The following is a 19,150-nucleotide window of genomic DNA, read 5'->3' on the forward strand; positions in this document are numbered from 1 at the left end:
GGGTGTTGGACGACAGGTCAGATTTTACCTCGTCGGTGGCTATGAGGCAGCTCCGACGGGATTTATGCAGCGTTTCCCTAGGATACAGCTATAAAGGCAATGCCTCTGAAATAGCATCCGTTGAATTCGATACTGATAATATTGATGAGCTACGCGCTACAGACTACACCATCAGTTATCGCAATGACGCGTATAGCGTGACACGTAATGACAGTGGTGACGAGGTGGACTTCACATTGGATGGCGGAGTACTGTCCTTTGGTGGCGTTAATGTTGCCTTTGAGAGTACGCCACAGAATGGCGATAAGTTCGAAATTCAGCCTGTTCGTCGCGCCGGCCAGGATATGAAGGTGGCGATTACGGACGGGGATAAAATAGCCGCAGGTGATGCAGGCTTAGACGGTGAAGAAGGCAGTTCTCTTACTTCATTTAAACACTCGGGTGATTTAGCCGTTGATGATCTAAAGATGTCGCCAGGGGCATTCTCTAACCATAAAGAGTATACGTTAAGGCTGGATTCAGAGGGCAAGTTAACAGTAACACCACCGGATTCGACGATCCGCATTGATGGTCAACCTTTTGATGTAGATAATAGCATTTTAGATTTAGAAGAGAACAAAACGGTTGAAATAGATGGGATGAGCTTTACGCTTACCTCTACCTCACTCCCGGCCACTGATGAAACGGCGACGTTGACGGTTACCGAAAACATTATCGCGGCCTCGGGTGATAACCGTAACGCATTAGCTTTGCAAAAGTTGCAGAGTGAGGCAGTGGTGGGAGGCTCAGCCTCCGTTAGTTCTGCCTACGCCTCCATTGTGAGTGATGTCGGTAACCGTGCCAATATTACTCAGGTTAACCTGGACGCGCGTCAAGGACTAACCGATCAGCTGCGCGCGGTGCAGCAGTCTGAGTCTGGTGTAAACCTGGACGAAGAGGCTGCCAATCTGATTCGCTACCAGCAGTACTATATGGCCAATGCGCGTGTCATCGATACGGCGGGCTCTATTATGGACACCATTTTGAACTTGCGGAACTAACAAGAGGCTTAGGCGATGCGTATCAGTACGGTCACCATGTTTGAGCAAAGCACGGCGTCTCTTAACCGCCAGCAAAGTGATTTCTTGAAAGTCAGCCAGCAAATTGCCAGTGGTCGCCGCGTGGTGAATCCCTCGGATGACCCGCAGGCAGCGTCACGTGCTGTCGGTGTCGACCAGTCGAAAGCGATCACTGAGCAGTATGCGGCTTCGCGTATCTCCGCACGTAACTCTTTGGCCCAGACAGAGAGTATTCTTAACAGTATTAAGGATGGGATTATCAGTGCTAAAAATTTGCTCATTCAGGCATCTAGCGACACATTGAGCGATGTCGACCGAGAGTCCATTGCCAGTGAGCTGAAAGGCATCTATGAAACGCTGATTGGTCAGGCTAACGCGACGGATGGCAACGGTCGCTATATTTTTGGCGGCTACAAGGATAATGCTCCGCCATTTGTGAAGTCGGCTGATGGCAGCGTCGAGTATGTCGGCGACAGCAATGGCCGTGAGCAACGTGTTGATGCATCGCGTTTAATGCCGGTTACAGAGACTGGCGTAACTGTTTTTCAGCAAGTGCCCAGTGGCGCGGGTTATGTAGCTGAAGCTAACGCTGCGAACCTTGGCAGCGTAACCTTTAGCGGCCCACAAGTGGTGAGTGTGAATGCCCCTGACTATGGGGATAGTTTTCGTATAAGGTTCGATGAGAACGATGATGATGAGCCAATTTATACCCTGCAGAGGTTTGATGGCTCGGATTGACAAGATGTTGTTGGACAAGTTGAACAGCCCTACGATCCCAGTGGGCAACAGTTGAGCTTCGGTGGTGTTAGTGTAACGCTGAGTGGTGCCTCAGAAGCTGGCGATGAGATTCTCATCGCTCGGTCGGGCAGTGAGCAACGTCCTGCGGATCTTTTCCGTACTATGGAAGCTGCAATCCGAGTTCTGGAGACGCCTGCTGAAACGGCCAGCGAGAAGGCCGCGCTGCGCAATACGCTCAATACGTCCATGCGTGACTTGGACAATGCGATGGATAATGTATTGACGGTACGCGCTCCTGCTGGCGCAAGGCTCAATGAACTGGATGTCATCGATGCGGTGGGCAGCAACCGGATGCTCAACTATGAACAAACGCTATCTGATCTTGTAGACCTTGATTATGCCGCGGCGATCTCTGAATACAGCCTGCGACAGATAGGCTTGCAGGCAGCACAGCGTGCGTTCGTCGATGTCAAGGGAATGTCGCTGTTCGATTACATGTGACACATGTCTTGTCACGTTGATAAACGCCCAGCCACTCCTCTAGTGGCTGGGCGTTAGTTTATGGGGGCCATGGCTTCGATCAGCCCTTGAGTAAACATGATACCTTGGCTAAACAGCTGTTGAAGAAAGCTGCCAAGATCGGTCATCAAGACCATCAGCAGCGTCAGGCCCACCAGGATGGACGTGGGGAAGCCGATATTGAACACCGTCAGCTGTGGTGCCGAACGGTTCAGGATGCCCAACGACAAGCTAATAATGAGCAGGGGGCCTGCTAGTGGCAAGGCTAGCAGCATGCCGGAAGCAAAGATGGTGCCTGCATAGCGGGCAAGCAGCTCAAAAGCGCCAGGGTTTAGTGTCCCGATACCGATGGGCAGCGTGACAAAGCTCATGATCAGCGCTTCCAGCACCATCAGGTGGCCATTGAAGGCCAAAAACATCAACAGTGTCACCATATAGAGAATGCGCGATAACACCATGATGTTGGTGCCACTAGACGGATCAAAGAAACTGGCGAAGGCCAGACCCATTTGCAAACCAATGAATTCGCCCGCTGCCTGCACCACGGCAAACATGATATGCATGACCAAGCCAATGGCCAGCCCTATCAGCATCTGCTCGATGATGATACCCACGCTTGCCCAGGACATGAGCGCAACCTCTGGCATAGGGGGTAGCAAGGGAGCGATTACCACCGCGATGACGGCAGCGAGTGCCACTTTGACCTGATTAGGCACGCTGGAGTGGCCCCACAGCGGGGAAGCGGTCATGAAGGCCGTAATGCGCACGAAGGGCCAGAAAAACGCGACTAGCCAGCCCTGTAGCTGGGCAAAGGTGACCTCAACCACGGCCTACATCACCATCGCGGGAATATTACTGAATAGACGGTGTGTGAAGTCCGTGATCAAGCCGATGAGCCAAGGGCCTGCCACGACCAGTACGGTGAATACTGCAAGAATCTTGGGGATAAAGGTCAGCGTCATTTCGTTGATCTGCGTGGCAGCCTGAAACAGACTGACCAGCAGGCCGACGAACAGGGCGGCCAGCAGTATGGGGCCTGCCAGGAGTAGCATTACCCGCATACCCTGGTAAGCAAGGCTCATTACCATCTCTGGCGTCATGTTCGTTCTCCTTATCGGCCTGGCGGTACTAAATCATGTAAAAGCTCTCAGCCAGTGAGCCGATGATCAGTTGCCAACCGTCCACCAGCACGAACAGCATAAGCTTGAAAGGAAGTGAAATCGTGACGGGGGGGACCATCATCATCCCCAACGACATGAGTGTACTGGCCACCACGAGGTCAATGATCAAGAAGGGAATGAAGATCGTAAAGCCAATTTGAAACGCGGTTTTCAGCTCGCTGGTGACGAAAGCGGGGAGCAGTACACGCATGGGAAGCTCTTCCGGGCCTTGCATCGGGCCTATGTCGGCCAGGCGCACGAAAAGCGCCAGGTCAGGTTCCCGGGTCTGTGCCAGCATGAACTCTCTGAACGGAATTTGTGCCTGGAGTAGGAACTCTTCAAAGTTGATCGCTTCCTGAGTCAAAGGCACCCAGGCCGTATCGTACACCTGGCTGATAACGGGCGACATGACAAAAAAAGTCAGAAATAGCGCAATACCCAGCAAGACCTGATTAGGGGGCGTGGCCTGGGTGCCCATGGCGGTTCTCAGCAGGCTCAGTACGATGATAATGCGCGTGAAGCTGGTCATCATCAGCAGCATGGCGGGCAGGAATGCCAGTGAACTGAGGAAGAGCAGGGTTTGCAGAGACAGCGACCACTGTTGGCCACCATCGCCTGTTGGCTGTGAGGTCAGGCCGGGAAGCTGCTGCGCCTCTGCGGGCACGCAGAGCAGAGAAAACCAGCAGCCCAGTAATAGCAGGCTGAGGAACCATTTCGGTAGTGCCAGAGAGCGAAACAAAAGCAGAGCATGCGTCATGGTTTGGGCTGAGAGTCGGTGGAGTGCGGGGTGGCGGAATGCTTATGACGATAGCCGGCCAAGGCGCTGCTGAAACGTTGAGCAAAAGGCGCTGGTGAGCCTTCTGGATCAGGCTGCGCACGATCTTCGGGAGCGGGGCGCTCCTGGAGCTTGGTGACTTTCCCGCCACTAACTGCCAGCACCAGCCAGGTATCCTCGATTTCGACGACCACGACCCGCTCTCGGCTGCCAATGGCGGTGCTGCCCACGACACGTAGCTGCGCCCCATGGTCGTAACGATGCTGCTGCCAGCGTTTGAGCAGGGCAGTGCACACCAGTATGATCGCAATCACCAGAACCAGTGCAGCAGCGGTCTTTCCGAGGACGGCCATGCCGATAAGGGCATCGCCGCCGCTTAACGCGTCCACGGGCGTCGATGTCGTCGCGACACTCATCGGTTGAGTTTATGAATGCGCTCGGAGGGCGTGATGATCTCGGTAATACGAATGCCGTACTTATCCTCGATGACCACGACTTCCCCCTGGGCAATCAGGTAGCCGTTGATGAGAATGTCCATGGGCTCACCCGCCAGGCCCTCGAGCTCAATGACAGAGCCCTGGGCAAGCTCCAGTAGCTGCTTGATGGTGAGCTTTGTACGGCCAAGCTCAACGGTGAGTTTGACAGGGATATCCATGATCATTTCCAGATCACGGGTGGCACCACTGCTCTGTTCACCATTCAGAGGGAGGAAGACATCGTCACTGGCTGGCTTGGCCATGGGAGCTTCTTGTTCAGGCTCTTCACTGGCATCCGTTTGTTCGGCAGCCTCTTGCTCCGCCATCGCGGCAGCCCAGGGGTCATCATCGTCACTGGCGGCATCGGCGCTGGACGATGACTCTTCTTGTGCAGACATGGCTTCCGCCCAATCGTCATCAGAAACTTTTTGATCGGGTTTGTTTGGGTCTGTCATGCTTTGGGTTCCTTGGCTTTCTGTCGCGTTGAACCTTTAATAAAGTCCTGGGACGATACGTTATTCATGGCAGCATGGTCGATCAAGCGCAGAACGCGCAGTGCGCGCTGCTGCCGCTGGCTGCCGTACTCACACTCCATGACAGGTACGCCATCGACCCGCGCGGTAATCGTGGAGGGGATATCCATCGGCAATACATCGCCTTTTTTCAACCCCATCACGTGGGCAATGCGGCTGGGGATCTGAGCGAACTCTGCAATGAGTTCGACTTCAGACTGGCGAAGCTCGCTGGCCATGCGTCGTGTCCAGGTGCCGTCGCTGTCATGGTTGCTGTCATTGATCGGGTTGACCAACAGGTCTCTCAGCGGCTCGATCATGGCGTAGGGCATGCAGATTTGGAAGCTGCTGGATAAATTACCGACTTCGATATTGAACTTGGTATTGACGACGATCTCGTTGGGCGAGTTGGTAATGTTCGCGAATTTGGACTGTATTTCCGAACGCAGAAAGTGTACGTCCAACGGGTATACGACCTTCCAGGCTTCCTTATAGGCATCAATGGCGAGGTTCAGCAGGCGCTGAATGATACGTTGTTCGGTATTGGTGAACTCGCGGCCATCTGATTTCGTCACGAAGCGTCCATCACCGCCAAACAGGTTGTCTACCACCATGAAGACCAGGTTCGGGGGGAAGACCACCAGTGCGGAGCCACGCAGTGGCTTCATCGATACAATATTGAGGTTTGTGGGCACCGGGACGTTGCGAGAGAATTCGCTGAAGCTTTGGTAACGCACTGACTCGACGGTAATATCCGAGCTGCGACGAATCAGGTTGAACAGCCCATTACGAAAATAGCGCGCAAATCGTTCGTTGATAAAGTCCAGTGCATGCAAACGCTCCCTGATGACCCGGTGTTGAGTCGACGGGTCGTAGGGGCGTATGCGCGCTTCATCTGATGTGTGTGATGACGTAGCGGTCGGCTCATCATCACCACTGACGCCCTTCAAGAGAGCATCGATTTCTTCCTGGGACAGTAGATCGTCCTGCGACATGAACGGCTCCAGTACCCGGGATTATTGAACGATGAATTCGGTGAACAGCACTTCCCGGAGATCCAGGGGCGGCTGATTCTCAGTCAGGGGAACCGATAAACGACTGATAATGTCCTGAGCCAGCGCTTCCTTACCTTCGGTGGAGGTCAGCTCACTCGCTTGCTTGCCCGACAGGAGAATCAGCAGGCGGCTGCGTACCTGGGGCATGTGCTCTTCAATGATGGCTTTGCTCTGTTCGTTGCCTACGCGTAGTGTAATACCGGTATAGAGCAGGCGTGATCCGAAACGGTCATCGGCCAGATTGACAGTAAAAGGTTCGATGCGCGTAAAGACAGGTGGCGTCGGCGCGAGCGTCTGCTGCTGGGTTTCGCCTTCGGCTCCGCCCTGCTGGTCAAGAACGAGATAGATAGCCGCTGCTGCCCCTGCGGTGGAGAGCAATACCAGCATGATCATTACTATAAGCAGTTTTTTAGATCCGCCGCTTGATTCAGCCATTGTGATTCCCATGGTATTCATGCATGACACTCACCAGGCATTATGCCGAACGGGTGTGATCATGAAGAAACGAACAGGCTTATTGGAATAGCCTATCTCTTGGTTTAGCAGGCTGCTACTTTCGACAGCCCATGCTCCCTACTATGTACCTGGCGTTTTTCTCAGGCATATAAATCTACCCGGCCGTCCAGCGTGGTCGTCACCATGCTGTTTGTCTCTACTTCCGCAGCAACGTCCTGTGTGCTAGTCCCATGCTGTGTGCCTGTTTCCGGGTTTTGCTGTGAAAACGCTTGGCCGCTTGCATTTTGTTCACCGACAGAAGCATCAGTCAAAGCGATACCCTGTTCAGCCAGAATTTCTCGCAGTTGTGGTATAGCTTGCTCGAGCACTTGGCGGACCTGTGCGTGGGCCGTCAAAAAGTGAGCCTGGGCGCCATGCTCCGTCATTTTTAAAGAAATGGAGAGTGGGCCGAGTTCAGCAGGGTGAAGATTCATTTTCACCTGCTGTTCACCGCCAAGTTGGGTAATGTGAACCAGTTGCTGCCCAAGCTGTGATGGCCATGAAGGGCTTGAAACGGGCGCGCTTAGGGTAGCCTGGGTCGGTGTAATCGATGATGCTGACACAGAGGGCACTGCATTGTTAGGCGCCATTAGTGAGGGAGCTGCTGGCGCGGAACTCTGGGCGCCCTCTGGCGTTGCCAGACTCTGTATGACATTGGTGGGGGCAGTGTCAAAGGAGCTGCGTGCTAAAGCATTAGCCGTATCGCCTGTCAGGTTGGCATAAACACTTGTCGGCGATAGCAGCGGCTGTTTAGCTTGAGCGTCCAGCGTTTGGTAGATATTTGCAGTGCTATTACTCGCTATAACGAGCTGGCTAGTCACTGGGTTTAGTGATTGCAGCAGGGGTAGAACCTCGTGCTCTTCCAGTGACAGCTGTTCGGCAATCGAGCGAATAGTTGCTTCAACCACTGGAGGAGCGGGTGTCGTAGCAGTCTCCGTTTGATATGAGGTCATCAATGTTAGCCGCTGCGCGATTTCCTGAAGCTCGCCCTGAGAGGGCAGGGGTGCATCTAATGAGACTAACTCGGAGGATGATCGCTCAGCTTCGGACAAGACACTTGATGCAGGGGCGCTGCTGAGATAACCCATGAGCGCCTCGAGAGCCTCTGTATCCAATTGAATGCCCAGTGCATCAAGGGCGCTTGAAAAAGATGCAGAAGGAAGTGCATCTGATGAAGCGGTGAGCTGCGCAGATGGATTCGCTGCGTGAAGTAGGCGATGTTGTCCTTGCGATGCCAGCTGCAGCGTCTGGCGAAATAAACCATTGTTAGGTGAGTCACCTGAGGTTCTGGAAGCACTGCCTGTGGTGCTAGCATGGCCCTGACTCACGGAAAGTAGCATGTCGATATTCATATAAATCCCGGCGCCACGTTACAGCGGCTTATCAGGGCTCTGACGAGCCATACGGTTAGTGACCAACTCATCGTTGGCTTTCTGTTCATGCCTTGCCTGCCGTCGATGCTCTTCCAGCAAGCGTCGTGAGGCCAGTGTATCGTAAGAAGAGAGCCGACGCTGCTCCTGCTGCCAGTTCTGCTGGCTTTGCTGTACGCGTTTCTGTTGCGCTGCCAAGGCTTGACGTGCTCGGCTCAGTGCCGCATCAAGAGACGCCAGAAACTGCTGATAGTTATACATGGTGGCAGGGTCGATACCTTCTCTCATCGCCTGCTGCAGGCGTTCGGCGTACTCCACACGATAACGGCTCAGTGACGCTAGCTGCGCCTCCGTTTGTTGTTCCGTTTGGCGCTCCTGGGCTAGCAACTTTCCCGCTTGGTCCCGCGCATCACGCGCCAGGTCGGTCAGCATGTCGATCTGATGGTTACTCATTTAGCCTCCCACCACCGTGCGTAGCGCCTGGCGAGACTCGGCCAGCGTTGCGCACTCATCAATGTTTTGTTGTAAAAAGCGCTCCAGGCTTGGAAAGCGGTTGACCGCCTCGTCCAGTCTGGGGTCGTGTCCTGGGCTATAGGCGCCCACACTGATCAGGTCTCGGTTGCGTTGATAGCGCGAGAAGATCTGCTTGAAGGTGCGTGCTTCCTGCTGTTGCTCGGGCGTGACGATGGCCGTCATGGCGCGACTGATCGAGGCTTCGATATCGATGGCGGGATAGTGACCCGCCTCTGCCAGGGTGCGCGACAGCACGATATGGCCATCCAGTATGGCGCGGGCAGAATCGGCAATGGGATCCTGCTGGTCGTCGCCTTCCGTCAGTACGGTGTAAAAGGCAGTAATAGAGCCGCCGCCGCGCTCTGCGTTACCGGCGCGCTCTACCAGCCCCGGTAACTTGGCAAATACGGAAGGTGGATACCCCTTGGTGGCAGGAGGCTCACCAATGGCCAGCGCAATCTCGCGTTGGGCCATGGCGTAGCGGGTAAGCGAATCCATGATCAGCAGGACATTGCGCCCTGAGTCGCGAAAGCTCTCCGCAATGCGCGTGGCGTAGGCTGCCCCTTGCAGGCGCTGCAACGGCGAGGTGTCCGCAGGTGCGGCGACCACGACGGCACGTCGACGACCTTCCGGGCCCAGTATGTTGTCAATGAAGTCCTGTACTTCGCGGCCACGCTCACCAATCAGGCCGACCACGATCACGTCCGCTTCGGTATAGCGTGCCATCATGCCCAGCAGGACGGATTTGCCCACCCCGGAGCCCGCAAACAGGCCCATCCGCTGCCCTCTACCCACACTCAATAGCGCATTGATGGCACGAATGCCGACATCGATTTGTGCTTCGATGGGCGCTCGAGACAGCGGGTTCAAGGGCCTCGAGCTGAGCGTCGTGCGTGGCGCTTCCTCGAGGTTTTCTCGGTCATCGAGGGGCATGCCGTTGCCATCGAGTACCCGCCCAAGCAGTTCGTCGCCCATTGGAAAGCGGCGCGCGCTATGCCCGTTGCCATCGACCAGCGGTGTGACACGAGCACCGGGCATCAAGCCGGAAATCTCTTCAAGTGGCATCAGGAAAAGCTTTTCGCCTGAAAAGCCAACGACTTCCGCTTCGGCAAATTTATCGCTGTCGTTCAAGCGACCATCGGCGCCGGGTAATTCAATGTGGCAGGCGCTCCCTACGGCGACGCGTAACCCGACGACTTCTATGACCATGCCCGTGGCCCTGACGACCCTACCGCTGGTGCGGTAGTGAGGCAGGCGGCTGATGCGCTGAGTGGTGCGCTGAAGGGCTTTGCGCCAGCGGTGCTGATGCGGGCAGGAGAGCGTGTTCATCGTATCAACCTGCGGAAGGAGCGCTATGGCGCTTGCGCAGCTGTGTCTGGACGCTTTGCCAGCGACTTTCAAAGGTTGCGTCCAGCTCCCCTTGAGCGCTGGTGACTCGGCAGCCTCCACGGGAGAGTTGATCATCAGGCTGGAGTACCCACTGAGCAGCCTCTAGCTCACTCCCCAGGTGTTTTTCAACGAGGGTGTGGTCTGTCGGGTTCAGCCAAAGGCGCTGTTTGCCCACCAGAGGCGGCTCAGTGTGTAGAAGCTCACGCACGATCTGCAGGATGTGGTCAGGGTGTTTATCAAGCGCATCACCAGCCAGCTGCTTGCCAGTCGCTAGCGCCAGCTCGGCAAGATCATGGGCGATGGTGTCGTCCAAGCGCTCGAGTGCCTCGGAAAACTGCTTTGCCAAGGATGCCAGTGGCGCTAACGCTTTTTGCAACTGTGCATTGAGCTCCTCGGTCGCTTGTGCACGGCCCTCCTCAAGGCCCTTGGCCAGCCCTTCTTCATGGCCGCGTGACAGGCCGGCCTGGTACCCCTCTTCTTCGGCCGCCTCGCGAATCTGCTCATAAATTCTTTGACGCTCCTGCTCTTCACGGGCGCGTGCTTCTGCAGCGGCTCGTTTAGCCGCTTCGACCTTGCGTTGGTGTGCCGTTGGGCCTTGTCCGCAGTCATTATCCGGCGCTTGTGAGGCGAGCAGCTCCTCCATTTGCCAGCGGCGCCACTGGCCGTGGCGGTCGAACTCAGGTGAGTGAGTATTAGACATACTCATCATCTCCACCGGCTAGCACAATTTCGCCTGAGTCGGCCAAGCGCCGCACGATCTGCAAAATGGCTTTTTGCTCGGTTTCCACTTGCGACACCCGGATGGGACCGCGGGCTTCCATGTCTTCGCGTACCAGATCGGCAGCACGCTGCGACATGTTGCGCAGGAACTTGTCCACCAGTGCGTCCTGGGCTCCCTTGAGTGCCACCACCAGTGAGTTGGTTTCCACTTCCTGAAGCACCATCTGAATGGCACGATTGTCCAGGTCGAGCAAGTTTTCGAACAGGAACATTTCGTCGATGATCTTTTGGGCCAGATCTTCGCTGTGAGAGCGCACCGTCTCGATGGCGACTTCTTCCTGGGACGAGTTCATCAGGTTGAGAATCTCGGCAGCGGTTCTCACGCCGCCCATCTTGCTGCGCTTGAGGTTCTGGCCGTCCAGCATGCTGGTGAGCACTTCGGTCAGCTCCTGCAGGGCTGCCGGTTGAACACCGCTAAAGGTGGCAATACGCAGTACGACATCGTTGCGTAGCTTCTCTTCGAACAGTTCGAGAATGTCAGCCGCCTGGTGACGATCCAGATGCACCAGAATGGTCGCGATGATCTGGGGGTGCTCGTCACGAATCAGCTCGGACACCATGGAAGCTTCCATGAGGTTGAGCGCATCGATACCAGAGTTGTTGCCCGTAGATTCGAGAATGTCCTCGATTAGACTGGTGGCGCGCTCGCTGCCCAATGCCTTGGTTAGGACGGAGCGGATATGCTCGCTGGAGTTGAGGTTCAGTGCGACAAACTCTTCGGTTTCCCGATGGAACGCCTCCAGCACGGCCTTCATATCTTCATGCGACACTTGATGCAGTCGTGCCATCTCGGTGCTGATCTCCTGCACCTCGCCGGCGCTGAGAAACTTGAATACCTCGGCGGCGCTGTCTTCGTCCAGGGCCAGCAATAGAATGGCGCTTTTACGTGCTCCGCTCATCTCCGTGATGCTAGTCATTGGCATTCATCCAGCTGCGGATAATCATGGCCACCATGCGTGGGTCTTCCTGGGCCATTTCGCGCAGATCATTGAGATTGTGTTCATACAGTGATGTCTTGCGTCGACGTTTGGGCTTGCCGCTGTAGGTGTCCCCGTCATTGACATCACCGTCTCTTTCATCAGCATCACTGTCATCGTCACTGCCGACACTGGTGTTCAAAATACCACCGGGCGTCGCTGTGGCCACCAAAGGCGGCTGTGTGTAGCGTTTGATCAGCGGGCGAAGAATCAACCAGTAAAGCAGGAAAGCCACCAGCGCCACCAGCAAGTAGCGACCCAAATTGGCTGCCATGGCCAATGTGTCTGGCTGCTGCCACCAGACGGTTTCGGTGCGCGGGTCTTCATCGCTAGCAAACGGCGTATTGACGATTTCGACCTGGTCTCCGCGTTGGCCAGAGAACCCCATGGCTTGCTGAACCAGGCGCTCCAGCTGTGCCACTTCTTCAGCACTGAGAGCGACTTGCTCGGTCTCTCCCTCTTCATTGGTGACCGTACGGAAGTTAACGACTACTGCTGCCGTCAGACGCTCTATCTGACCCAGTCGATGCTGAATGTGCTCAATACTGCGATCAACTTCGTAATTGACGACATCTTCCTGGCGCAAGTTGCGTAAGGCGCCTGCCTCAGTAGCCGTGTCTTCTGCGCCATCATCGGGTTGATTAATCGGGGAGGGGGCAACGCCTGGCGGCGTATTGCTCAGCGCGCCGGGAATGCCGGATGCCAATGGATCATCGCCATCGTACGACAGACTTAACTGGCGGCTACGTACGGCTGACTCGTTGGGTGTCTGGTTGGGGCGATAGCGTTCCGATGTCTCTTCGCGGCGCGAAAAATCGATTTGTGCAGCGACCTGCGCGCGGACGTTGTCGCGACCTACTATCGGCAGCAGAATGTTTTCGATGCGCTGCTGATAAGAGCGCTCGACTTCCGTAATGTAAGCAAGCTGGGTGCCGTCCAGGTCATTGCCTTGTTGTGAGTTGGCGGTCAGCAGGCGCCCATTTTGATCCACAACAGTCACGTGTTCGGTAGAAAGCTCCGGAACGCTACTGGAGACCATGTGGACAATGGCGCTGACCTGTCCCTCTCCAAGAACGCGCCCGGGCAGCAGTGTCAAGACGACGGACGCCTTGGCGGGCTCTCGGTCACGTATGAAGACAGATGGCTTGGCCATGGATATGTGAACGCGCACGCGCTCCACGGGGCCCAGAGATTCAATCGAGCGTGCCAGCTCGCCTTCCAGACCGCGTTGAAAATTGACCTGTTCGGCGAACTGACTGATCCCGAAAGCCTGGTTGTCCATCAGTTCCAGCCCAAGGTTGCCGCCTCTGGGAAGCCCTTGCTCGGCAAGCTGGAGTCTTAACGTGTGTACTTGAGCGCTTGGCACCAGTAGGGCCTGACCGCCTTGACCGAACTGGTAAGGCACGCCGCGGCTGTCCAATTCGGCAATGATGCGCCCACCGTCCGCTTCGTTCAGGTTGCTGTAGAGTACACGGTACTCTGGGCTGCTGGCCCACATGAAAAGCGCAGCCACCACCGCGATGGAAGCTGCTGAAGCGATCAAGACAACCACCAGCGGATTGCCTCGCAGTTGCTTCATTGCGCGTTCGAGGGCTGATGGGGATGCGGATTCGCTAGAAGACACCCCGCTTTGCGAAGCGTTTGCTGTCGTACTGTTTGGACGGCCTGCCGTAGCACCGGTTTCGCTCATGCATCCCTCCAGCAGGGTTGGCAAAACGGGTGTCGGCCCAGGCGCATCACCAAAGAAGGCATAGGCTCTTTCCGTCAATCGCGGTGATCCACCAAAAAACAGGGCGGAATTATGATGAACGCCATTATGATGAGGTGTGTCCACCATAAATGAACGAAAAGCCTGGCTTTTCGCGCGCATTTGTTCGTATGAGATGGGCTGTGTCAGTGGTAGGCTCCTGCTAACACATTAAACGTCGCGATATGAGGAGTTGGTATGAGTTCGCCCTCCCTACAGTCTGCCCTTCAGCAAATGCATAGCTTGGCAGCGCAGGCTGCTCAGCCCGTTCGTGGTGAGCAGGTCTCGACGGTCGTGGGGCAAGCTGGATTCGGCAGTGAACTACAGGCGTCTATCCAGAGAATCAATCGTTTACAGCAGTCAGCCAATGCCAAGGCGATGGCCTTTCAGGCGGGAGAGCCGAATATTGAGCTCAACGATGTCATGGTGGATATGCAAAAAGCCAGCGTGGCCTTCCAGATGGGTATGCAGGTGCGTAACCGGTTGGTGACTGCTTACCGAGACGTCATGAATATGCAGGTGTAAGGTGACGTACAGAGCGTGATGCTGTGGTGCCGCAACGCTAGAAAGCGCCATCCGTAGGATGCGCTATTTTTTAGTGTTTTGTCCTGTAGCTATCGTGAGGTTCACTGTGTTATGACGTTGCCAGCGCAAAAGAGCGCTGGCAACGTCATACGTTCAAGGAAATCAGGTTGCCCTGTAGCTCTCCCAGTCGCTCTGCCATCGTAATGACCTCCTCGGCAGGAATTTGGCGAATGACATCGCCGGTTTCGCTGTCGATGACGCGGGTAATGATGCGTGAGGAGTCCTCGCTGATATCGAACTCGAGTCCGCGTGCCCTCATGGCTTCATTGATACGCTGTATCGGTTCCAGGAGTTCTTCCCTTGTCGTGCTCAATGCCAACGACTGATGTTCCTCCTGGGTGGGGGCGGTCAGCTCGGGAGGCGTGCGTATTGGTCGCTCCTGTGAGCCGGGAATACTTGACGTGGCGACCGCTAGGTCGATTGGCAGTGGGCCCATAAACAACGTTCCTCTTTGCTAAGCCATTCAAGGCTGGGTAACGTAAACTTAGAGGCCGATGCAGGTGTTGGATAGGCTCCAACAGAGTTATCGGCGAGATGTTCACAAACTTTATCTTTTTCAGTATAGACAAAAAGAAAAGCCTGATAGGCAGTAATCGGCATGCGGAGCCATTGGGGCTTCTGCTATGCTCGGTTCCCTTATATCAAGGGTGGGTTCACATGACCACCGCGGCTGTGAAAGCGAGGCACGCATGGCAGTCCAGCAAGATGAGTATGAACGTATTTCAAATCCATCCGCCATCAGTTCTCTGCTGAATACCATGATAGAGGGTGGTGGGGTGTCGCTTTGCCTTGATACCCCGGAGGCGCGTCCAGAGCCCATTGTATTAATGGAGCAGCACGAGGGTGAGACGCTGGTAATGGACTTGTCTTCCGTTGACTATTTGCTGTATCGCTTGGAGCAAGGCGAGCGTTTCTTTCTGCGGGGGCAATCTCAAGGCAAGGTGTTGCGTACACCGCTGCTTGCCCTCACCGAAACGCGCCGTTCTGGTGGGCGTTTTTTATGCTGCAGTGAATATCCGGACTCCGTAGATGTGCTTCAGCGGCGTGAGTCATATCGCGCTGAGCTGCGTATGGGCATGGTGGTCTCCGCGACCGTTTATGGCGCAGGCGAAGAAGGAGCGCCAGGCGAGTTGCGAGACCTCTCTCAGGATGGGTGTCAGCTTGAACTGCCGTTGACAGCGAGCGGCGTGCTAGCCGAGTCATCGGAGCCCATGCGTCTGGTGTTGGCATTTCCAGACGGTACTCAGTTCGAAGTGCATGCTATCGCTCGCCATCAAAAAATGGATCCAGAGCGTCACCTGTTACGCGTTGGCTTTCGTTTTGCAGGCTGCACCTCCGAGCAAGAGCGGCAGATCTGGTACTTCGTATGCGAAATCGAGCGGGAGGCTGCTCGCTACAAGAAGGAAGCCCAGGAGGAGCGTCAGCCCTCTCCGCTGTTCGCACAGCCTGGTAAGCGTGTGCCAAACGGTGAGCAGGTGGGGCGGCGTGACATTCGTCGTTACGCGACGCCAATGGCAAGGCGTGTGGTTAAAGTGGCAGCCTATCTGGATGCTCAGTTGCTGATGCTGACACAAGGCCATGATGTTGACTCACGACAGCTATCGCGCAATGCCGACCGTATTCTGCAGCTTCATGAAGAGGATCGCGAGGCGCTGCTGTTCGCGTCGCGCTGCTTGTCCATGGAGCCACTGTTGGTGCGGCATGGTATTGCCGTAGCGGTTCATCTGCTGGATCTGGTGGGCGAAAATGTGCCGCGTGATGTGCGCAAGGCAATCGTTGCCAGTGGTCTGGTGCATGATCTGGGGAAAGCGCTGATACCTCAGGTGGTCTTCAAGGCGCCCAATTTCGAGCCCTGTCATCGCCACATGTTGAGTGAGCATGTGTCGCTGCTAATGGCTCGATTGAAGACTTGCCAGTGGTTATCTGCCACGGTGGCGCAGGCGGTCATTGGTGGCATTAACGAGCGCCTCGATGGTAGTGGCTATCCTGATGGGCTGACCGGGAGCGATATCACTGAGCTGGCTAAAGCGAGTGCCGTGGTGGATGTAGTGGAAGCGATGAGGCGGGATCGGCCGGACCGACCGGCGCGAACTGCCCAGCAGATCTATCGACACCTGTTGAATCATCCTCATCAGTTTGATGTGCGATGGATCAAGCGCTACATCGAGCGCTTCAAAACGTTACCCATTGGCTCGCTCGTGCTGTTTTCCAGCGAACAGCTGGGATGGATTGTTCGCCTGGATGACGCAGGCGCACCTTTTGAAGTGGCGTTGACCCAGCAGGCGGAGCCACCCATGCGTGAAAACTTGCTTGGAAGCGTGCGGGGTGATGTGCGTGAGCGGCTTGGTAAGCCGATGCGAGAAGTTGCTGTCTCTACTTGAGCCCGTACCGCACCTTTGGAAAGTCACCTGTCGTCAATGAAATAGTGTCGGTACTCATTAAAGTCTGCTGACAGGGCGCCGATATGTCAGTTAGCGAGCAATTATGCCAAGTCTCAATTATCCAGCAGCGTATCGCCCTTTGTCGGCTGCTGCTTTTACAAGGAGGGCCCTCTGATGACCTATACTCGCAGCGGTGCAGCCTACGGTCGTGGAGCAGGCGCTTATGCCCGGGTCGGCGTGGAAAGTGGTGTCATGTCGGCGGACCCACACCAGCTGATCGTCATGCTTTTCGATGGCGCACAGGCGGCGATTCGTGCAGCCCGCATTCACATGCAGGCGGGCAACACGGTGGAGAAAGGTAAATCCATCTCCAAGGCGCTGGATATCGTCAATAATGGCCTGGCCGCCGCGCTGGACCAGGAAAAAGGTGGCGAAATTGCTGAGCAATTGGCATCGCTGTATGACTATATTGCCCGTTTGCTGTTAGCTGCGAATCTGCGTAACGATGAAGAGAGCCTAAGTCAGGCGGAGCAGCTGCTCGAGGACATTGCCTCTGCATGGCGTGAAATTGGTCAACGGCAAAGTGCGTGAGGCAATATGACAGCTTCCGAAACGGCTCATGACAACTCCAGGCAAGCGCTCATTGATGCCTATGCAAGGCTGCTGGCGAGTGTGCGCTATATGCATGAGCTTGCAGATAAAGAACAATGGGCAGAGCTGATCGAGCAGCGTAGCAACTACGTAATGCTGGTGGAAAAGTTGCGTGAATTGGACAGCATGGTTCGGTTGGATGATGACAGCAAGCGGCGCAAAGCGGAGTTGCTTGAGCAGATCCTGGAGCATGATGTAGACATTCGCCGTCGCCTGGTTGCCAGACGAGATGAACTCGGTAAATTAATCAGTGTGACGCAGCGGCAGCGAGATTTGCATCGCGCTTATGCCCCTCAGCAGGGGAACAGTGCTTTCCCTGTGGATGCCGAAAAGGATGAGGGTGTCTCGTGAGCGGCATTACGCCGCTCATCGATACACTGTTACATCAGGTGCTGGGTCGGCAAGCTGAGGCGTCCTCTCAGCGTGCCTTGAATTCGCCGGTTCAACCAGTGTCGCCAGGCGAAGGGCCAAGAGCCTTGCAGGGCGATGCTAGTCTGGATGGACGGCCTTTACCCCCGGTTCTGGGGGATCTGCGGCGCTTGCCGGGGGCTGTGGACGGGCTGCGGCAGCCTCCCGCCGGGGAGCCGACGCAAAACGCAACGCCCAGCTCAACGCAAACGCACTTCAGTCCTGCGGCACGTACGATTGCCGATGTGTTATTGCGCTTTCCTGCGCCTCCTGCCGCCATCAGGCCGACAGCCCCCTTGTTATCACCTCAGGAGTCGCCGTCGACCACGCTGTTGGCGAGTCGTCTGGAAGGTAGTATCCGTGACAGCGGGTTATTTTACGAATCACACCTCAAGCGCTGGTTTCAGGGTGAGATGTCCCTTCAGCAACTGTTGCGTGAGCCACAGATGCAGCCGGGGCCGCGCCCTACGGCTCTGCCCCTGCCAGGTATGGCGCCCTTGGCGACGCAGGGTACGCCCTTGGGTGTACCCTCGTCCCAAGGCAGGCCCTTGGCGATCCTGCCCGAATATCCTCTGGTCCCCCTCAAGGGAACCGCTGCTCTGTTAGACCGGCCGCTGCCTCTCCCCGTCGCTTCTTCTGCCATGGCGGTGCCCTCGACGCCTGCCGTCCCGACCACCCAGCCTGACCCCCTCTTTGTGGTCGAACGCCGAGAAGCAACCAGCGCTCAGCCAGCCACGGTGGTTACGGAGCAGGAAATGGCTTCTCGGAGTGTGAGAGAAGTGGTGCATGACAGCTTGCAGGGAGTGGTGCGTCAACAGCTGGAAATGCTGGTCACCCCGACACTACGTTGGGAGGGTGACGTATGGGCCGGTATCTTCATGGCCCTCGTCGTTAACCTGCCTGGGCGTGACACGCATGATGAAAAGCAGCCCGCCGATGACGCTCCGTCTGAGTGGCGCTCAGAAATACAGCTCGATGTGCCGGAGTTGGGGGTCTTTAGTGTTGCGCTTTGGCTGCATAAACAGGTGCTGAGCATTGATTTGACCGCTGGTAGCCTGGAAACGTATGAGCGGCTCAATAGCGGGCTTGATCGCTTGGAGCAGCGTTTGAAAGCGCTGGATTTTGCCAAAGTGCAGGTCAACGCTCGCTATATTCCACCTGAGGAGCCTTCCGATGTTGCCCGGTGAGCGTCGGCGCCAAGCCGTTGCGCTGGCCTACAAGGAGGGGGAGCAGGCGCCGCGCGTAGTGGCAAAAGGGTACGGTGATTTGGCTGACAGAATCATGGCAGAAGCCCAGCGGCAGGGTATCTACGTCCACGATGCGCCTGAACTCGTTGCCTTGCTGATGCAGTTGGAGTTGGATACTGAGATCCCTGCCAGCCTGTATCAAGTGGTGGCGGAGCTACTGGTGTGGGTGTTCGAATTATCAGACGGCGAGCTGAGTCAGCGTGAAAGGCGCAAGTAGCCAATGCAGTCGTTGTATGCAACCATGATGCGAGGTAAAGAAAAAAGTCATCAATGGCGCCACTATAACGGTCATAACGATGCGCCTGGGTCGTTCG

Annotated in this window: 21 protein-coding genes and 1 pseudogene; 8 read left to right on the forward strand and 14 right to left on the reverse strand. The window is 55.9% G+C overall.

Annotation, left to right across the window (positions count from 1 at the left end):
• A partial coding sequence (locus CWI66_RS18285; protein ID WP_332867995.1) for a flagellar basal body rod C-terminal domain-containing protein occupies positions 1–1,040 on the forward strand: 1,040 nt, incomplete at its 5' end.
• 15 nt (positions 1,041–1,055) lie between these two features.
• Positions 1,056–2,297: pseudogene (gene flgL / locus CWI66_RS02965) on the forward strand (flagellar hook-associated protein FlgL).
• 53 nt (positions 2,298–2,350) lie between these two features.
• Here the strand turns inward: flgL and fliR are convergent.
• From fliR to fliF, 13 genes are all read right to left on the reverse strand, one after another.
• Positions 2,351–3,142, reverse strand: a complete 792-nt coding sequence (gene fliR, locus CWI66_RS02970) for a flagellar biosynthetic protein FliR (protein WP_081192139.1) — start codon at positions 3,140–3,142, stop codon at positions 2,351–2,353.
• Between the two features lie 3 nt (positions 3,143–3,145).
• Positions 3,146–3,415, reverse strand: a complete 270-nt coding sequence (fliQ, locus tag CWI66_RS02975) for a flagellar biosynthesis protein FliQ (RefSeq protein WP_081139170.1) — start codon at positions 3,413–3,415, stop codon at positions 3,146–3,148.
• A 28-nt stretch (positions 3,416–3,443) separates the two neighbouring features.
• On the reverse strand, positions 3,444–4,232 hold the full coding sequence (fliP, locus tag CWI66_RS02980) for a flagellar type III secretion system pore protein FliP (RefSeq protein ID WP_081139171.1): 789 nt from the start codon (positions 4,230–4,232) through the stop codon (positions 3,444–3,446).
• Positions 4,229–4,639, reverse strand: coding sequence for a flagellar biosynthetic protein FliO (gene fliO, locus CWI66_RS02985; RefSeq protein ID WP_332867996.1), 411 nt, complete (start codon positions 4,637–4,639; stop codon positions 4,229–4,231). Before fliO ends, fliP begins: the two co-directional genes overlap by 4 nt.
• A gap of 23 nt (positions 4,640–4,662) precedes the next feature.
• The gene (fliN, locus tag CWI66_RS02990; protein ID WP_081139174.1) at positions 4,663–5,181 is read right to left on the reverse strand and encodes a flagellar motor switch protein FliN; all 519 of its coding nucleotides are present in this window, start codon (positions 5,179–5,181) and stop codon (positions 4,663–4,665) included.
• Complete coding sequence (gene fliM / locus CWI66_RS02995; protein WP_081139176.1) at positions 5,178–6,233, reverse strand: flagellar motor switch protein FliM; 1,056 nt, start codon at positions 6,231–6,233, stop codon at positions 5,178–5,180. Before fliM ends, fliN begins: the two co-directional genes overlap by 4 nt.
• 21 nt (positions 6,234–6,254) lie before the next feature.
• On the reverse strand, positions 6,255–6,728 hold the full coding sequence (fliL, locus tag CWI66_RS03000; protein WP_081139177.1) for a flagellar basal body-associated protein FliL: 474 nt from the start codon (positions 6,726–6,728) through the stop codon (positions 6,255–6,257).
• 161 nt (positions 6,729–6,889) lie between these two features.
• The gene (locus tag CWI66_RS03005) at positions 6,890–8,140 is read right to left on the reverse strand and encodes a flagellar hook-length control protein FliK (RefSeq protein WP_081139179.1); all 1,251 of its coding nucleotides are present in this window, start codon (positions 8,138–8,140) and stop codon (positions 6,890–6,892) included.
• A gap of 18 nt (positions 8,141–8,158) precedes the next feature.
• A complete protein-coding gene (fliJ, locus tag CWI66_RS03010; protein ID WP_016915702.1) occupies positions 8,159–8,611 on the reverse strand; it encodes a flagellar export protein FliJ in 453 nt (150 codons plus the stop codon).
• A complete protein-coding gene (gene fliI / locus CWI66_RS03015; protein ID WP_081192137.1) occupies positions 8,612–10,000 on the reverse strand; it encodes a flagellar protein export ATPase FliI in 1,389 nt (462 codons plus the stop codon).
• 4 nt (positions 10,001–10,004) lie between these two features.
• On the reverse strand, positions 10,005–10,760 hold the full coding sequence (locus CWI66_RS03020) for a flagellar assembly protein FliH (RefSeq protein ID WP_081192135.1): 756 nt from the start codon (positions 10,758–10,760) through the stop codon (positions 10,005–10,007).
• Positions 10,753–11,757 carry a flagellar motor switch protein FliG gene (gene fliG, locus CWI66_RS03025; protein ID WP_016915705.1) on the reverse strand — a complete coding sequence of 335 codons (1,005 nt, stop codon included), beginning with the start codon at positions 11,755–11,757 and terminating at the stop codon, positions 10,753–10,755. The genes CWI66_RS03020 and fliG overlap by 8 nt, the downstream gene beginning before the upstream one ends.
• Positions 11,750–13,507 (reverse strand): flagellar basal-body MS-ring/collar protein FliF, encoded by a 1,758-nt coding sequence (fliF, locus tag CWI66_RS03030; RefSeq protein WP_100730898.1) that lies wholly within the window; start codon positions 13,505–13,507, stop codon positions 11,750–11,752. Before fliF ends, fliG begins: the two co-directional genes overlap by 8 nt.
• 255 nt (positions 13,508–13,762) lie before the next feature.
• Here fliF and fliE point away from each other — a divergent pair, with 255 nt between their 5' ends.
• Complete coding sequence (gene fliE, locus CWI66_RS03035; RefSeq protein ID WP_081139185.1) at positions 13,763–14,089, forward strand: flagellar hook-basal body complex protein FliE; 327 nt, start codon at positions 13,763–13,765, stop codon at positions 14,087–14,089.
• A gap of 145 nt (positions 14,090–14,234) precedes the next feature.
• Here the strand turns inward: fliE and CWI66_RS03040 are convergent, their stop codons facing one another.
• Complete coding sequence (locus CWI66_RS03040; RefSeq protein ID WP_016915708.1) at positions 14,235–14,585, reverse strand: flagellar protein FlaG; 351 nt, start codon at positions 14,583–14,585, stop codon at positions 14,235–14,237.
• Positions 14,586–14,838: 253 nt separating this feature from the next.
• Here CWI66_RS03040 and CWI66_RS03045 point away from each other — a divergent pair, with 253 nt between their 5' ends.
• The 5 genes from CWI66_RS03045 to CWI66_RS03065 all read left to right on the forward strand — a co-directional run bounded on the left by CWI66_RS03045 (position 14,839) and on the right by CWI66_RS03065 (position 19,053).
• Positions 14,839–16,530: an HD domain-containing phosphohydrolase gene (locus tag CWI66_RS03045; protein ID WP_100730899.1), complete on the forward strand. Its 1,692-nt coding sequence runs from the start codon at positions 14,839–14,841 to the stop codon at positions 16,528–16,530.
• A 174-nt stretch (positions 16,531–16,704) separates the two neighbouring features.
• Positions 16,705–17,121 carry a flagellar export chaperone FliS gene (fliS, locus tag CWI66_RS03050; protein WP_081139188.1) on the forward strand — a complete coding sequence of 139 codons (417 nt, stop codon included), beginning with the start codon at positions 16,705–16,707 and terminating at the stop codon, positions 17,119–17,121.
• Positions 17,122–17,127: 6 nt separating this feature from the next.
• Positions 17,128–17,532, forward strand: a complete 405-nt coding sequence (gene fliT, locus CWI66_RS03055; protein WP_100730900.1) for a flagellar protein FliT — start codon at positions 17,128–17,130, stop codon at positions 17,530–17,532.
• The gene (locus CWI66_RS03060) at positions 17,529–18,776 is read left to right on the forward strand and encodes a flagellar hook-length control protein FliK (RefSeq protein ID WP_081139191.1); all 1,248 of its coding nucleotides are present in this window, start codon (positions 17,529–17,531) and stop codon (positions 18,774–18,776) included. Before fliT ends, CWI66_RS03060 begins: the two co-directional genes overlap by 4 nt.
• Positions 18,763–19,053: an EscU/YscU/HrcU family type III secretion system export apparatus switch protein gene (locus CWI66_RS03065; RefSeq protein ID WP_081139193.1), complete on the forward strand. Its 291-nt coding sequence runs from the start codon at positions 18,763–18,765 to the stop codon at positions 19,051–19,053. Before CWI66_RS03060 ends, CWI66_RS03065 begins: the two co-directional genes overlap by 14 nt.
• Positions 19,054–19,150: the final 97 nt, after the last annotated feature.

The organism is Halomonas sp. 141, assembly GCF_002810305.1.
Classification (GTDB): Bacteria; Pseudomonadota; Gammaproteobacteria; order Pseudomonadales; family Halomonadaceae; genus Vreelandella; species Vreelandella stevensii.

What these genes read in the sequence shown, in the direction of transcription:
- fliQ (WP_081139170.1), bottom strand. Translation starts at nt 3,415, where the DNA reads ATGACGCCAGAGATGGTAATGAGCCTTGCTTACCAGGGTATGCGGGTA.
- fliP (WP_081139171.1), bottom strand. Translation starts at nt 4,232, where the DNA reads ATGACGCATGCTCTGCTTTTGTTTCGCTCTCTGGCACTACCGAAATGG.
- fliN (WP_081139174.1), bottom strand. Translation starts at nt 5,181, where the DNA reads ATGACAGACCCAAACAAACCCGATCAAAAAGTTTCTGATGACGATTGG.
- fliM (WP_081139176.1), bottom strand. Translation starts at nt 6,233, where the DNA reads ATGTCGCAGGACGATCTACTGTCCCAGGAAGAAATCGATGCTCTCTTG.
- fliL (WP_081139177.1), bottom strand. Translation starts at nt 6,728, where the DNA reads ATGGCTGAATCAAGCGGCGGATCTAAAAAACTGCTTATAGTAATGATC.
- CWI66_RS03005 (WP_081139179.1), bottom strand. Translation starts at nt 8,140, where the DNA reads ATGAATATCGACATGCTACTTTCCGTGAGTCAGGGCCATGCTAGCACC.
- fliJ (WP_016915702.1), bottom strand. Translation starts at nt 8,611, where the DNA reads ATGAGTAACCATCAGATCGACATGCTGACCGACCTGGCGCGTGATGCG.
- fliI (WP_081192137.1), bottom strand. Translation starts at nt 10,000, where the DNA reads ATGAACACGCTCTCCTGCCCGCATCAGCACCGCTGGCGCAAAGCCCTT.
- CWI66_RS03020 (WP_081192135.1), bottom strand. Translation starts at nt 10,760, where the DNA reads ATGTCTAATACTCACTCACCTGAGTTCGACCGCCACGGCCAGTGGCGC.
- fliG (WP_016915705.1), bottom strand. Translation starts at nt 11,757, where the DNA reads ATGACTAGCATCACGGAGATGAGCGGAGCACGTAAAAGCGCCATTCTA.
- fliF (WP_100730898.1), bottom strand. Translation starts at nt 13,507, where the DNA reads ATGAGCGAAACCGGTGCTACGGCAGGCCGTCCAAACAGTACGACAGCA.
- fliE (WP_081139185.1), top strand. Translation starts at nt 13,763, where the DNA reads ATGAGTTCGCCCTCCCTACAGTCTGCCCTTCAGCAAATGCATAGCTTG.
- CWI66_RS03040 (WP_016915708.1), bottom strand. Translation starts at nt 14,585, where the DNA reads ATGGGCCCACTGCCAATCGACCTAGCGGTCGCCACGTCAAGTATTCCC.
- CWI66_RS03045 (WP_100730899.1), top strand. Translation starts at nt 14,839, where the DNA reads ATGGCAGTCCAGCAAGATGAGTATGAACGTATTTCAAATCCATCCGCC.
- fliS (WP_081139188.1), top strand. Translation starts at nt 16,705, where the DNA reads ATGACCTATACTCGCAGCGGTGCAGCCTACGGTCGTGGAGCAGGCGCT.
- fliT (WP_100730900.1), top strand. Translation starts at nt 17,128, where the DNA reads ATGACAGCTTCCGAAACGGCTCATGACAACTCCAGGCAAGCGCTCATT.
- CWI66_RS03065 (WP_081139193.1), top strand. Translation starts at nt 18,763, where the DNA reads ATGTTGCCCGGTGAGCGTCGGCGCCAAGCCGTTGCGCTGGCCTACAAG.